Here is a 13,431-nt window from a genome sequence, read left to right on the forward strand (position 1 = left end):
GGGGGGAATATGAAAAAGTGGTATGACGAAGAATATGAATTTACCGTAGAAGTAACGGGCTTTTTGCATGGAGATCATACAGAAAGGTATTGTCGTAATGGTGAAGAAATAGGTGATGTATATAAATGTACCTACGGATGTCCAGTTAATAAGGACGGTTATGGGATCTGTTCAAAGACAATGATGATGTTGTATCCCTTGATGGAAGCTGTAAGAAGCGGCGGTAATCTTAGAAAAGTAGGTGGCGATGGGGAATACTCTAAAACGGTTGTGTGCCCGGATGGATGTGTGATCTTCAAACTGACTGCAAAACCTTTGGGTAATGAAAACTTCCATACAGGCGGTTTCTGGGATTATCCAGACGAAACACAGATACAAAGTGGTGAATAGGAGAGAGAATGTTGATTGTTGAGATTACGGATTCTAATGAAAAGCAGGCTATTGCAAGAGAAATACTTGAGGCTCTTACTGACTGGTTTGGTATAGAAGAGAGCAGGGAAGAATACATTTCCGGAAGTGCCGGTTGGACATTCTTTGCAGCTAAGGGAACGGAGGGACCTATAGGATTCCTCTGTTTAAAAGAAACAGGGAAGTCTACAGTTGAACTGGCTGTTATGGGTGTTTTAATGGAGCATCACAGGAGCGGTGTTGGCAGGCGGCTGGTAGAAAAGGCAATAGAAACTGCCAGATTACAAGGATATGAGTTCATGCAGGTCAAGACTGTGAAGATGGGAATATATGAGGATTATGACAGAACGAATCTCTTTTACACAAGCTGTGGTTTCAAAGAGTTCGAGGTATTTCCGCTCCTTTGGGATGAAGCAAATCCCTGTCAGATCTATGTGATGTCTTTAAAATAACTTTGGTCTGATGGCTTGGTACATAATATTTTTATATAACATGCTACGGATGTTTTGAAAATGAAGTCGATTTACAGAAGTGAAGAAGGAAAAAATAAAATAATTGAACTGTATGACAGTCAACTTTCCAGATTGTCTGTACCATGGAAGGATGTCTATGTTCAAACCTCGTTTGGAAGCACACATCTGATAGAGACAGGAAAGCACGATGGAGAACCGTTGCTTGTTTTTCATGGTGGTAATGCAACTACGGCATATAATCTGCTATGTTGTGATTTCCTTTTTGATGATTTTCATATATATGCAGTTGATATAATTGGACATCCGGGGAAAAGCGACGAGGTCAGTCTGCCGGCAAGCGGATACGCATATGGTAAATGGACAGGGGAAGTGATTGATGCACTTGGATTTGATAGTATCAGTCTGTTCGGAGGATCTTTCGGAGGTGGCATCATTGCAAAGACAATGTGCGAGGTTCCAAAGAAGGTAAAGAAGGCTGTGATGTATATTCCTTCAGGCATCAATAATGCTCCTGCAATCAATAATTCCAGCATGATGATACCCATGATCATGTATTGGATTACAGGTAAAGAAAAGTGGTTTAAGAAATGCTTTATGCCAATGGCGATCACAGAAGACAATATTACTGATGACATTCTTCAGACTGCAAAACTTAGCATAGACTATATGAAAGTTAAGACAGCTATGCCGAGCAATGTAGATGAAGACAGGATGAAAAAATGTGATGCACCTGCTCTGGTTATGGGAGCTGAAAAAGACTGTCTTTTCCCTGGACCTAAAGTAATCGAAAGAGCAAAAAAGATTATCCCGAATTGTCAGACCTATCTTCTGCAAGATCGAGGGCATATGCATTTTCTGACGGATAATGAAAAGAAAATGATTGTTGAGTTTTTAAAATAACTTTTAAAAGATATGAGGATGACAAGTATGAAAAATGCTTTAATTGAGAATATCGGTAGGGTTCATACCACGGAGATGGGAGTTGAACGTATAAAGAAGAACCTTGGTCTCGGAACTATTGATGTTGTTGAATGGTGCCGAGAAAGAATTCTTGATAAGAATGCCCGAATTGAAAGGAATGGAAAAAACTGGTATGTGGTGATTGATGATAGTGTTATCACAGTAAATGCAAGCAGTTACACGATAATAACTGCACATAAGGAAAAGAAATAATAGCCTATGGAAAGACCAGATTTCAACAGTATTCAGGATTACGAAGAATTCAGTAAATACTATTGGTATCGTGATGAACTGATCAAAATATGCAGGGAACACGGGCTGAAAGCACCGAGCGGAAAGATAGAGCTGAACAAAGTAATTGAAGCATATTTCGCAGGAGAAAGAATCTTGCCGGAAAAGAAGCGGATAAAGAAAAAGAAGCCGTTAACTGATGAGCTTACACTTGATACCGGACTTATAGCGTGCGATTTTACTTTCGGCAATCAGTTTAGGAAATTCTTTTCAGAACAAACAGGAGAAAAACATTTCAAATTCAATGTTGATATGGTAGCAACAGTTAAGGCGGTGAAGGAAAGAGAAGATGAATCGTTCACGCTGGGTGACTTACTGGATGTATATTACGGAAAGAAGATCTATGCGAGGTATGATAAGTCAGTGCTTCAATGGAATAAGTTTGTGAAGGATTTCTGCGCGGACGATGCAACAAAGGAGTTTGGAGAGCGTCTAAAGGCAGCTGCCACGCTATGGAAAATAGTCAGGGATTCAGATGTGGAGAAGATATACTCGAGAGAATTGCTTGAGAAATACCGGGATAGATTATAACTTTTTATATAAATGGTTAAGCAAATCGGGATTTGGTTTACGCCGATTCAGGTAGCAACAGTTCATCTGCTTGCGGTTTCTCCTTCATATCAGGGAAGATCACTGGGGATCAAGATTCTTGAGGAAGCGATGAAGATTGCAGTCAGGAATGGGAAAAAGGCGCTTCGCCTTGATGTGCCGAAAACACCGGCGTTACAGATTTTTTGTACTATGAAAAAATACCGGAATTAGATTTGTTTAAGGAAGGATGATCGAAATGAAGGTTCATCAGATAAAGATTGATTTTAATGTAACTGAACAGATTAAAAGGTTTGTCTATGTTTATATTCTTGAAGCAGAGTCACTTTACCTTATTGATTCGGGTGTTTACGGCTCTGAGACTAAGATAATGGATTATCTGGATTCGATTGGAAGGAATACTTCTGAGATTAAGGGAGTATTTCTTACGCATGCGCATCCTGATCATATCGGATCGGCGGCGTGGTTCCGGGAACATTCAGGATGTAAGATTTATGCCAGCGAAGGTGAAAGGCTTTGGATTGAGGATATCGATCTGCAATTCAAGGAAAGACCCATTCCGAATTTCTATAATCTCGCAGGAAAATCATCAAAAGTTGATTTTGTGGTTAAGGACGGCGATGAGATTCGGCTGGAAGGCGGCGCGGTGATCAAAGTCATTCGGACGGCGGGACATTCATGTGATGAAGTGTCATATCTTGTGGGAGACTGTCTTTTCATAGGAGACGCTGTTCCGGTAAAGGGTGATATACCTATCTTCATTGATGAACAGGAAATAAGGAAAACGATGAATATCCTGGAGACACTGGAAGGCATTGAAACCTATTATCCTGCCTGGGATCGGACCTATGACCGCGAGATGATGAAGAGCAGGCTTGCTGATGCAGTGGAGATTATAGATATGCTTAAAAACACAGTTTTGGAGTTGGACGATGGGACAGATTTGGAAACCTTGACATCCCAGGTATGTGACAGGCTGAATATGCAGATGCTGAAGACTAATCCGCTTTTTTGCAGGACCATAAATTGTTTACGATAGGGGAAGTATGGGATGCTTGTTTTGCTTCTGAAGAGTACAGGCATATCATGCATGAACGGGTGGATAATGTAGATGCCAGGGCATTGATCGTGGAGGGTGAGACATGAATAAGGAATGGTCGGAAAAAAACAGGAGAATGCAGTCTCTGATCGGAAAGAAAGAGAGCTTTGATGAGGGCATTGCCCTTCTTCTTGAACTTAGGGAGGATCTTTTTGGTCAGATAACATCAATAGTGAATACATATCCGAAAGAAGCATTTTTCCAGATGCCTTTTGCCAAAGCGAAGGGGTATCACAGCAAAACCCTCGGTTATTCTCTGTGGCATATATTCCGGATTGAAGATATTGTGGCGCATACACTGATCTGTCAGGACAGTCAGGTTCTTTATTCAGAGGATTGGAACCGCGAGATAAACAGTCCGATCATCACTACCGGTAATGAGTTAAAGGGGGAGGGGATCGCAGAGTTTTCCGCAGCACTTGATGTGAGAGCATTGTATGATTATTGCAGATCTGTGATGGATTCAACAAATGAGCTGCTGAAGAATCTGCAATACAAAGACCTGAGAAAAAAATTTACAGATGATGACAGGGAAAGACTTATCGAAAGCGGCTCGGTCAGTAAAGATGAAGATGCCCTCTGGCTGATCGATTATTGGTGCGGAAAAGATGTAAAAGGACTTATCCAAATGCCATTTTCCAGACACTGGATCATGCATATCGAAGCAATGTGCCGGATTAAGAACGAGCTTTGCCGGAAAGCAAGAAAAGGCGTAGATTTCATAGCGTTCTGCGGTCTTTCCTGTAATCATTGTTTCCTTAAAGAATGGTGCGGCGGCTGCAGGACATCCTATAATACCTGCTCCTACGCAACCTGCAGTCCTGATCGTGTATGTCCAAATGCTGCATGTTGTGAGGAAAAAGGTCTCGACGGTTGCTATGATTGTGATAGTTTGGCAGGCTGTCTTACCGGATTTTATTCAGGTGGAAATGATACAAATGCTGTGAAAGCAATGGCAATGTTTATTCGAAAGCATGGTAAGAAGGAATTGGCAGCTGCTCTTGATAATCTGCATGAGAAGTATGATTTTCAGAAGATTCAGGAAATACTTGGGTTTGATCTTAATGAGGGATTAAAGATTCTGGAAGAGAATAGATACTAAATCAAAACAAATCCGTGCAGAACTTGCTGAAATCAGTGTAATTTCAGTCGGTTCTGTTTTTTGCTATATATTAAATGCAGATAAGCTGAATTATTGTATTTTTATGGGAAAAATAAAAGAAAATGAGGAGAGAAAAAATGATGTATGTAGTAATCGGACTTATTATTGCTGTAGCTGTGGTTGTGGTGGCCATGATCGCAAAGAAAGATTCAAAAGAGAGAGACGAAATGGTGTCGAAGCTCACTGAAGAGCAGAAGGAATTCTTAAAGGCTACGGAAGTTGAGTACGTTGAGAAGAATGCCTGGACGCAGGATGCCATTGTAGCTAAGGTAGTCGATAAAGGCTCCAAGACAGATGTTCGCATGCTGTGGTACAACAAGACCATTGATAACAACGAATATATGACAATTACGATCGCTGATGCAAGCATCAAGAAGTCTGAGCAGGAAGTTCACCACTTAAAAGTCGGTGATCGCGTAAAAATGTACTTTGCACCTGAAAAGACCGTAGGAAGCGTTATAATAGTTTTCTAGTATATAGCAACAATTGAAATATTCAGTAGGAATATCTTGAGGGAGAGTCAATCATGAATGTACTAAAGAGAATAGTTAGAGTAATGGACATCGCAGTATTTGTATTTACTACGATCGCTATAGGTGGAGTCTTTTACGAAGGTATGACATTAAAGTGGTATGACATAGTAGGTATTTTTGTGATATGCATGGATTACTCTTTTATGCCGACTACTATTCTACATCTCATAGTGGATAGGAAAGAAAAGTGGTATCCTGTGCACATATTTTCAATGGTCTTGATTATTGTGGCAATAGTAATGAAGATAGCTGGCATAGCATACCCTGCTATAACGTTATTGCTTTGGTACTTCTACTTGTGGTTTTTATGCGGCTGCATTTTAGTTGGACGATATGTAGTGAAGAAATGACTCTTTTAGGGCAATGTGTGAAGGAACACATGTGACAAATTGTTATGAACAATAAAATTCTATGGATAACAGTTTTATTGGTTTTAATACTGTTGGCAGTATTGATAGTACTTCCTCCAAGTCTTGGTAAACTTCCAAATGGGCACCTATTAAGCGAAAAGACATTTTTGGAAGCTGATGGTGCTCAGATAGGTCTGACATTACTGTCTGATAACACAGATAATCCGGTGCTTCTTGTGTGCGGAGGTGGTCCGGGAATTCCGCAGTATCTCATGGAGAGCTTGTATCCTTCAGTTTTGCCGGAGTATTTCACGGTATGCTATTTTGACTATAGGGGAACTGGACTGTCATTTGATAGCAGTACTAATCCCGATGCCATGACGACAGACAGGTTTATCGATGATACCGTGCTGGTGACAAGCTATCTTAAGGAGAGATTTGGCCAGGATAAGATCTATATCATGGGGCATTCATTTGGAACTTATATTGCTCTCAATACAGTGGATAGGTATCCAGAGCACTATATCGCATATCTAGCAATGTCTCAGAACTGTGATCAGCATAAATCGGAATTATTGGCTTATGATTACATGCGAGACTGCTATAAAGAGCAGGGCAACAGTTCCATGGTGGCCAAGTTTGATGAATATAACATACTGGAGTCGGAAGAAGATTACAGAAGATATACTAATTCAGGCCTTCGCGACAAGGCCATGCATGCCCTGGGAGTAGGGACGACGTCGGATATGGACAATGTTATAACGGGATTATTCTTTCCAAGCCTACGGATCAAAGCTTATACTCCTATTGAGCGTATCAATATATGGAGAGGTAAGGCAGCTTCCGGAAAGTTTGCGGTACATAATGAATCCAGGCTGTTTAATGCTTTTGAATCGGTTCCAAGCATAGACATACCAATCTATTTCTTTGCTGGAGAAAAAGATATGACGTGCTGCACCTCTTTGCAGAAAGAGTATTATGAGTTCGTTATAGCTCCGGGAAAAGAGTTCTTTCTCTATGAAGGATGCGCTCATAGCCCAATCTATGAAGATGGAGAGAAAACAAGAGAAATTCTGAAAATGATAGTCAGATAGAAGAGAAACTGTATGAGTGAATATAATTATGTTAATTTGAGAGAAAAGCAGGAACTGAGGGAAGTAGCAGCTAACTGGTTCCATGAAAAATGGGGAGTACCAACTGAAGCATATCAGGAATGCATTGACGCATATATTGCTGGTGAAACAGAATTTGGCTGGTATGTGTGCCTTGATGGAGAGAAAATTGTTGGAGGTCTTGGAGTTATAGAAAATGATTTCCATGACAGGAAGGACCTTACTCCCAATGTTTGCGCGGTTTACACCGAGGAAGATTATCGCTGCCAGGGCATTTCTGGAAAGCTGCTTAACATGGTAGTGGATGATATGAAGTCCAAGGGTATTACTCCAATCTATCTGGTTACAGATCATGTTGGATTTTACGAAAGATATGGATGGGAGTTCTTCTGCATGGCACAGGGAGACGGAGAGCCAGAGCCTACAAGGCTTTACATCCATAGATGATTTAAATATAATACATATTGATAGATAGACTAAAGAAAACACAAGAAAGGAGCACATAAATGACCTGGAAAACAAGCAACATTCATCTGATGAAGGGTAATGTATTAGCTGTTTACGGGGATAGTGCGCTCTTTTTTAGGTGAAAATCGACAGATGTGTCGGTGATCATACAAAAATATACGAGGCATTATCTCCTTATTCATTATACAAATGCAAAGATTAAGGAGATTTTTTTATGGAAAAGAAAACAGCTAGAAAACAGACTAATAAACTGCTGGGAATAGATGCAGTATCTGGACTTGCCATTGCAGGAGCAGCCTGGGTGGCACTACTTGCCGCGAGAGGATTCAGCATCATTGAGATTGGACTTCTTGAGAGCATTTTTCACATAACCAGTATGACTTTTGAAATACCATCAGGTGTAATCGCTGATGTATTTGGGAGACGAAAGACTATGGTTGCAAGCAGGGTCATGGTCATTATCTCTTCTATTTTGATGATCCTGTCCACGGATTTCTTCACGATAGCAATTGCTATAGCAGTAAACGCGCTCAGCTACAATCTGGCTTCCGGAACAAGAGAAGCGCTTGCCTACGACAGCCTTAAGGCTGCAGGGATAGAAAATGAGTATGACAGCTTCGCGGCTAATGATATGATGATATATCAGATATTCAGTTCTGCTGGAACACTTCTGGCAGGAGTAGCTCTTTTGCTGGGATATAAAAAAGCCCATATGGTGGATGCGATAGTGGGTGCCATTACAGTTGTGATAGCTCTTTCGCTTACTGACGTACACACCAAGTTGCAGGGCGACAACTCAGTATCTGCGCGTTTTAAACAGGTAGTCTGCCAAAGTGCGGCATTTATCAAAGGAAACAGAAAAGCCAGGCTCATAATCATCTTCAATGCGTTGATTGGAGCAGTGGATATTTTGATCTTGTTCTTTTTGCAGGCTAAGCTTCCTGAGGTCGGAATGAACAAATTGTGGCTGGGTCCAGCTCTTTTCATCATGGGAATGGGAGCGGCTGTTGGCGCTAAGGTAACGGAGATTTTTCCGGAAAAGAGATATCGAAGGATTGCAGTAATGAGTGCAATTGGAGTGACTCTTGCCTTTGCTTCAGTGTTTACAGGCAATTATTATGTCATGATAATCGGAGGCTTTGTTGGAGCCTTCGCTGACAATTTCATTCAGGTAAGGTCTGATATACTGCTCAATACAATGATCCCTTCAGATCAGAGAGCTACGCTTATGTCAGTGAATTCATTTACGTTTTCAGTGATAATGATCGTATTGTCACCAATATTTGGAGTATTATTCTCATAATAATCGGTGCAGAACCGGCTGAAATTAGTGTAATTTCGGCCGGTTTTATTGTTGTAATTTATGATTTTCATTATCATGAAAGATGTAGAAAGATTAAGCAATAAATTAACTGTATATTTTGATGACCCTTTCTGGGTTGGAGTTTTTGAGCGTATAGATAATGGGAAACTGTCTGTGGCAAAAGTGACTTTTGGCGCTGAGCCCAAGGATTATGAAGTTCAGGAATTTGTAGATAGGTACTACTATCAACTGAAATTCAGTCCGACCGTGGATGCTGAGATCAAGGAGAGCAAGAAGAATCCCAAGAGATTACAGCGTGACGCCAAGAAAACAGTTCTGGAAAAGGGCATTGGCACCAAGTCTCAGCAGGCGCTTAAGCTCCAACAGGAGGAGAACAAGATGGAACGCAAGGTCAAAAGCCGTGAACAGAAAGAAGCAGAAGCGTTAAGGCTGTTCGAGCTTAAGCAGCAGAAAAAGAAAGAGAAGCATAAAGGTCATTGATGTGGGAGGAACTTTATGAAGCAGTACATTGTTGATGCGTTTACAGATAAGGTTTTTAGCGGAAATCCGGCAGCTGTCTGCATTTTAGAAGCATGGATTACTGAAGACCTGATGAAGAACATCGCAAAAGAGAATAATCTCGCAGAGACAGCATTTGCCGTAAAGGAAGGAAATGTATATCACCTTCGCTGGTTTACTCCTGCTGGAGAGATAGATTTTTGCGGGCATGCAACCCTTGGAACAGCTTTTGTACTGTTTCAGTTCTATGAAACAGACTCTTCAAGAATTGTATTTTGCACTCAGGTTGGCGAGCTTACAGTAGAAAAGCAAGGTGATACGATCCAAATGGATTTCCCGGCATATGAGTGTAAGCCAATAGAAGTAACAGATGTGATTGAAGAGGCTATCGGTGTAAGACCCAAAGAGGCCTATTTAGACAGGGATATGCTTCTTATTTTAGAAAACGCTGACCAGGTGCGAAAGCTGAGCCCTGATCAGAGCAGATTAAAGAATCTGGATGGTCTGTGCATAGTAGTAACGGCGGCATCAGACAACCCAGACTATGATTGCATAAGTCGTGTTTTTACTCCAGATATAGGTATTTTGGAGGATCCGGTAACAGGAAGCTCGCATTGTATGATAGTCCCATACTGGTGCGATCAGTTGGGAAAAGAAAAACTGGTGTGCTTTCAGGCATCAGAGAGAACCGGAGTGTTATACGCTGAGCGCAGCGTAGATAGAATCATCATTTCAGGAAAGGCAGTGCTTTTTTCTGAGGGGAATATAGTAAACGAAGCTTAAGCGATAGACAAAGCTGCCTCAACATGCGAGAATTCTAGTATGCATGATGAAGAAATAATCGAAAAGAACAAGAAATATTGGGATGAACATGCGGATCTGTGGTTTGGAACGACAGCTCTTCCAGAGTATGGGGTGCGTTTTCCTACCGAAGATGAACTGCACCTGTTCGGAGATGTAAGAGACAAGAGGATGTTGGAAATATGCTGTGGAAGCGGACATTCTCTTGTTTATAATGCAAAAAAGGGAGCAAAAGAGCTGTGGGGAATTGATATTTCCAGAAAACAGCTTGATAATGCCTCAAAACTTCTTGAAGAGAAGGGCTATTTGGCAAAGCTCATCTGTTCCAAAATGGAAGATGAATTAGATGTACCCAAAGAATACTTCGACTACGTATATTCAATTTACGGAATTGGCTGGACTACAGACCTTCAAGGTACTTTTGATAAGATTGCGTCGTACCTTAAAAGAGATGGTATCTTCATATTCAGCTGGCATCACACATTGAATTATTGTGTGGCCTGGTCCTGTGATGAGCGCAAGGATGTCTTTGAAGATGATAAGCTTGTTATGTCAAAAAGCTATTTTGATGAATCATACTTTAAAATGCCAGTGCATGACAGCGAGATTGTTTTATGCAATCGTAAGATTTCCACCTATATAAATGCCCTGGCAAAAGCGGGTTTTGTAATAGAGCAGCTTGTGGAAGAGAGTGATAAGAACTCATTGGAAGCGGTTGGAGACATTGATCCAAAAACAAGAAAAGCAAAGATGCTGCCGCTTTCATTTTGTATAAAAGCAAGAAAACTGTAAGGAGGTTTGGTTATGGCAAAGGTACTTATTATCAATGGAAGCCCTCGTGTTGGCGGAAACACTAGTATCGCATTAGATGAAATGGTAAAGGTGTTTGAGGCAGAGGGAGTAGAGGCAGAGGTTGTTCAGATCGGAAATAGCGATATCAGAGGCTGTATCGCCTGTGGTTCCTGCGGCGAAAAGGGCAAGTGTGTATTTGATGACGCAGTAAATGAGCTGGCGCCTAAGTTCGAAGCAGCTGACGGACTTGTAGTGGCATCTCCTGTTTACTACGCTTCAGCCAATGCAACTCTTATAGCCTGCCTTGACAGACTTTTCTACAGTACAAGTTTTGATAAGACCATGAAGGTTGGAGCAAGCGTTGTTGTGGCACGTAGAGGCGGACTTTCTGCTACATTTGATGAACTTAACAAGTATTTCACCATCAGCGGAATGCCAGTTGCATCCAGCCAGTATTGGAACAGTGTTCATGGCGGAGCAAAGGGGCAGGCGCAGCAGGATCTTGAAGGCTTACAGACCGTGCGTGTTCTTGCAAGAAACATGTCTTTCCTGATTAAGAGCATAGCCCTTGGTAAGGAAAAGTACGGACTTCCTGAAAAGGAAGAACATCAGTGGACGAATTTTATTCGATGATGGAAAAAGGTACTATATAATCCCCAAATTGCATGTGATACAGTAAATGTATAAAGAAAACATGCAAAAGAAAGGGGATTGCTATGAAAAATATCAGATTAGTTTTACTTGGAGAGTTTTTACTGTTCTTAGGGATATTTGTGTTTAATGTCTTAATTGAATCTGGAGGATTATCCGCTGTAGTATGGTATATTGACCTTCCTTCTATATTGATAATTGCATTAGTGCTTATCCCAGGACTGCTCATAATGGGAGCATGGAAGGATTTCACCAAGGCTTTTTCAGTTGGAATCAAACCTTATAGCCTGCTAGAACTCAAGAACATAATCGAAGCTGTGGATGCAGCCCAGAAACTTACAGTATTTGGAGCGCTTTTTGCGATTGTAATATCTGGTGTGCAGATAATGGGCAGACTTGATCCTTCTATGATGGGGCCTGGTCTGGCGGTGTGCTTCCTTTCAGGATTCTATGCCGTTATTATTGAGTTCCTGCTTCTGCCACTTAGGTTGAATGCAGAGCGCAAGATGAACGAGGAAATGGATCTGGGTGAATGATGAAATCTGAGATTACCAAAGAAAAATATCTCAAAATTGCTCAGGGATTTGGCCTGACAAAACGAGAACTTGAACTGGGCTATCTTAAGGTGTCTGGTTTCTCAAACAGAAGGATAGCATACATGCTTGGAATCTCAGAGCAGACCGTTAAAAATCATTTCACACATATCTATGAAAAAGCTTGGGTTCCAGGGAGAAATGAGTTTAAGGAATTGTTTGAAGTAACTAAAGAGTGATTTGGAAAAGGAGAAAGCAAATGAGAAATAAAGGCCTTAAGTTGCTTGTTACAGTACTTTTGATCCTGGCAGTTGCATTTCCGTACAAAATTACTGCCAAGGCAGTGAGCGTGGTTCCATTCACGAGTCCGATAGACTATTCGATTTCTGATAACTGGCTCTATGACGGCGCTTATCCCGAAAACGCAGTAGATGTTTTCATTGTAGCGCCAACAGTAGATACCATCAGCGATAGCAATTCAACGATCACACCTAAGTTCAAAACAATCTTTAGAAACGCCATGAATCAACAACAGGCCATCTTTGCTCCAACAGCCAGAGTTTATGCGCCTTATTACAGACAGGCTTCCATCAAAGTTTATGCTATGACAGATCCTGTGGCTAAAGAGCAGGCCATGAAGAACGCATATATGGACGTGTCAGCAGCCTTTAAGTATTACTTAGAGCACAAAAACAACGGAAGGCCCATTATCCTTGCAGGTTTTTCTCAGGGTGCTGATATGTGCTACAGACTGCTTGAGGAATATTATGGTGGAAATGGTGAGAGAGCAGTAAAGCTTAGAGATAACCTCATAGCCGTTTATGCTATTGGCTGGACCATGACAGAGGAAATGATCACCAAGTATCCTCAGATCGTTCCAGCAACCGGAGAGACTGATACAGGCGTTGTAGTAAGCTATGACTGCGAGGATGGAAAAGTCACAGATTCATTCATAACACCTGCTGGAACAAAGGCTATTTCCATAAATCCGCTTAACTGGAGAACAGACAGTGTAGTGGCATCAAAGTCACTTAACAAGGGAACTGTTACTCAGGACAGCAAGACAGGAGCAATCCTTTCTATGGAGAAGGGTAAGTTTGGAGCATACATTGATCCGGATAGAGGAACTCTTGTTGTAACAGACGTTGATACCAGCCAGTATCCTAAGGTTCTTGATATTTTCCCTGATGGAAGCCTTCATTTGTACGATAATTTCTTCTTCTTTGTGAATCTTCAGGAGAACGTACAAAAGAGGACTGAAAGCTTTCTTCAGAAGAAATTAGCTTCTGACGCTGCATAAATTTGATCAAGTTGCCCAACATTATTCCCGATAAATGAGATTAATTGTCACATTCTCCGAAAGGAGAAAAATTCCCAATATTTTCGTTAATATTTTGACGACCCTGTGGTATAGTATGTGATGGCTA

At 41.2% G+C, this 13,431-nt stretch carries 20 protein-coding genes; all 20 read left to right on the top strand.

Going from position 1 to position 13,431, the window contains the following annotated elements:
* Positions 1-9 precede the first annotated feature (9 nt).
* The 20 genes from D6855_RS10750 (at position 10) to D6855_RS10845 (ending at position 13,304) form a co-directional block, all read left to right on the top strand.
* A complete protein-coding gene (locus tag D6855_RS10750) occupies positions 10-390 on the top strand; it encodes a TIGR04076 family protein (RefSeq protein WP_120740855.1) in 381 nt (126 codons plus the stop codon).
* An 8-nt stretch (positions 391-398) separates the two neighbouring features.
* On the top strand, positions 399-860 hold the full coding sequence (locus D6855_RS10755; RefSeq protein ID WP_120740857.1) for a GNAT family N-acetyltransferase: 462 nt from the start codon (positions 399-401) through the stop codon (positions 858-860).
* 60 nt (positions 861-920) lie between these two features.
* On the top strand, positions 921-1,781 hold the full coding sequence (locus tag D6855_RS10760) for an alpha/beta fold hydrolase (protein ID WP_120740859.1): 861 nt from the start codon (positions 921-923) through the stop codon (positions 1,779-1,781).
* Positions 1,782-1,808: 27 nt separating this feature from the next.
* Positions 1,809-2,054, top strand: coding sequence for a DUF3781 domain-containing protein (locus D6855_RS10765; RefSeq protein WP_120740861.1), 246 nt, complete (start codon positions 1,809-1,811; stop codon positions 2,052-2,054).
* Positions 2,055-2,060: 6 nt separating this feature from the next.
* A complete protein-coding gene (locus D6855_RS10770) occupies positions 2,061-2,663 on the top strand; it encodes an SAP domain-containing protein (protein WP_120740864.1) in 603 nt (200 codons plus the stop codon).
* A gap of 12 nt (positions 2,664-2,675) precedes the next feature.
* The gene (locus D6855_RS17180; RefSeq protein WP_120740866.1) at positions 2,676-2,894 is read left to right on the top strand and encodes a GNAT family N-acetyltransferase; all 219 of its coding nucleotides are present in this window, start codon (positions 2,676-2,678) and stop codon (positions 2,892-2,894) included.
* Positions 2,895-2,919: 25 nt separating this feature from the next.
* Positions 2,920-3,720, top strand: coding sequence for an MBL fold metallo-hydrolase (locus D6855_RS10780; protein WP_158589509.1), 801 nt, complete (start codon positions 2,920-2,922; stop codon positions 3,718-3,720).
* 103 nt (positions 3,721-3,823) lie between these two features.
* Positions 3,824-4,882 (top strand): DUF3795 domain-containing protein, encoded by a 1,059-nt coding sequence (locus tag D6855_RS17100; protein ID WP_120740870.1) that lies wholly within the window; start codon positions 3,824-3,826, stop codon positions 4,880-4,882.
* 137 nt (positions 4,883-5,019) lie between these two features.
* Positions 5,020-5,415 carry a hypothetical protein gene (locus tag D6855_RS10790; protein ID WP_120740872.1) on the top strand — a complete coding sequence of 132 codons (396 nt, stop codon included), beginning with the start codon at positions 5,020-5,022 and terminating at the stop codon, positions 5,413-5,415.
* Between the two features lie 53 nt (positions 5,416-5,468).
* Positions 5,469-5,825, top strand: coding sequence for a hypothetical protein (locus D6855_RS10795; protein ID WP_120740874.1), 357 nt, complete (start codon positions 5,469-5,471; stop codon positions 5,823-5,825).
* A gap of 92 nt (positions 5,826-5,917) precedes the next feature.
* Positions 5,918-6,919, top strand: coding sequence for an alpha/beta fold hydrolase (locus D6855_RS10800; RefSeq protein ID WP_243111889.1), 1,002 nt, complete (start codon positions 5,918-5,920; stop codon positions 6,917-6,919).
* Between the two features lie 12 nt (positions 6,920-6,931).
* On the top strand, positions 6,932-7,384 hold the full coding sequence (locus D6855_RS10805) for a GNAT family N-acetyltransferase (RefSeq protein WP_120740878.1): 453 nt from the start codon (positions 6,932-6,934) through the stop codon (positions 7,382-7,384).
* Between the two features lie 235 nt (positions 7,385-7,619).
* Positions 7,620-8,708 carry an MFS transporter gene (locus D6855_RS10810; protein WP_120740880.1) on the top strand — a complete coding sequence of 363 codons (1,089 nt, stop codon included), beginning with the start codon at positions 7,620-7,622 and terminating at the stop codon, positions 8,706-8,708.
* A 75-nt stretch (positions 8,709-8,783) separates the two neighbouring features.
* Complete coding sequence (locus D6855_RS10815; RefSeq protein WP_120741063.1) at positions 8,784-9,209, top strand: YjdF family protein; 426 nt, start codon at positions 8,784-8,786, stop codon at positions 9,207-9,209.
* A gap of 15 nt (positions 9,210-9,224) precedes the next feature.
* Positions 9,225-10,010 carry a PhzF family phenazine biosynthesis protein gene (locus D6855_RS10820; protein WP_120740882.1) on the top strand — a complete coding sequence of 262 codons (786 nt, stop codon included), beginning with the start codon at positions 9,225-9,227 and terminating at the stop codon, positions 10,008-10,010.
* Between the two features lie 39 nt (positions 10,011-10,049).
* Positions 10,050-10,820 (top strand): class I SAM-dependent methyltransferase, encoded by a 771-nt coding sequence (locus tag D6855_RS10825; RefSeq protein WP_120740884.1) that lies wholly within the window; start codon positions 10,050-10,052, stop codon positions 10,818-10,820.
* A 12-nt stretch (positions 10,821-10,832) separates the two neighbouring features.
* Entirely contained in the window at positions 10,833-11,453 is a 621-nt protein-coding gene (locus tag D6855_RS10830; protein ID WP_120740886.1) for a flavodoxin family protein, read from the top strand.
* Positions 11,454-11,536: 83 nt separating this feature from the next.
* Positions 11,537-12,007: a hypothetical protein gene (locus D6855_RS10835; protein ID WP_120740888.1), complete on the top strand. Its 471-nt coding sequence runs from the start codon at positions 11,537-11,539 to the stop codon at positions 12,005-12,007.
* Complete coding sequence (locus tag D6855_RS10840) at positions 12,004-12,243, top strand: helix-turn-helix transcriptional regulator (protein ID WP_120740890.1); 240 nt, start codon at positions 12,004-12,006, stop codon at positions 12,241-12,243. The genes D6855_RS10835 and D6855_RS10840 overlap by 4 nt, the downstream gene beginning before the upstream one ends.
* Before the next feature lie 20 nt (positions 12,244-12,263).
* Complete coding sequence (locus D6855_RS10845) at positions 12,264-13,304, top strand: DUF3089 domain-containing protein (RefSeq protein WP_120740892.1); 1,041 nt, start codon at positions 12,264-12,266, stop codon at positions 13,302-13,304.
* Positions 13,305-13,431 lie beyond the last annotated feature (127 nt).

This window comes from Butyrivibrio sp. CB08 (genome assembly GCF_003625485.1).
In the GTDB taxonomy this organism is placed as follows: Bacteria; Bacillota; Clostridia; order Lachnospirales; family Lachnospiraceae; genus Butyrivibrio.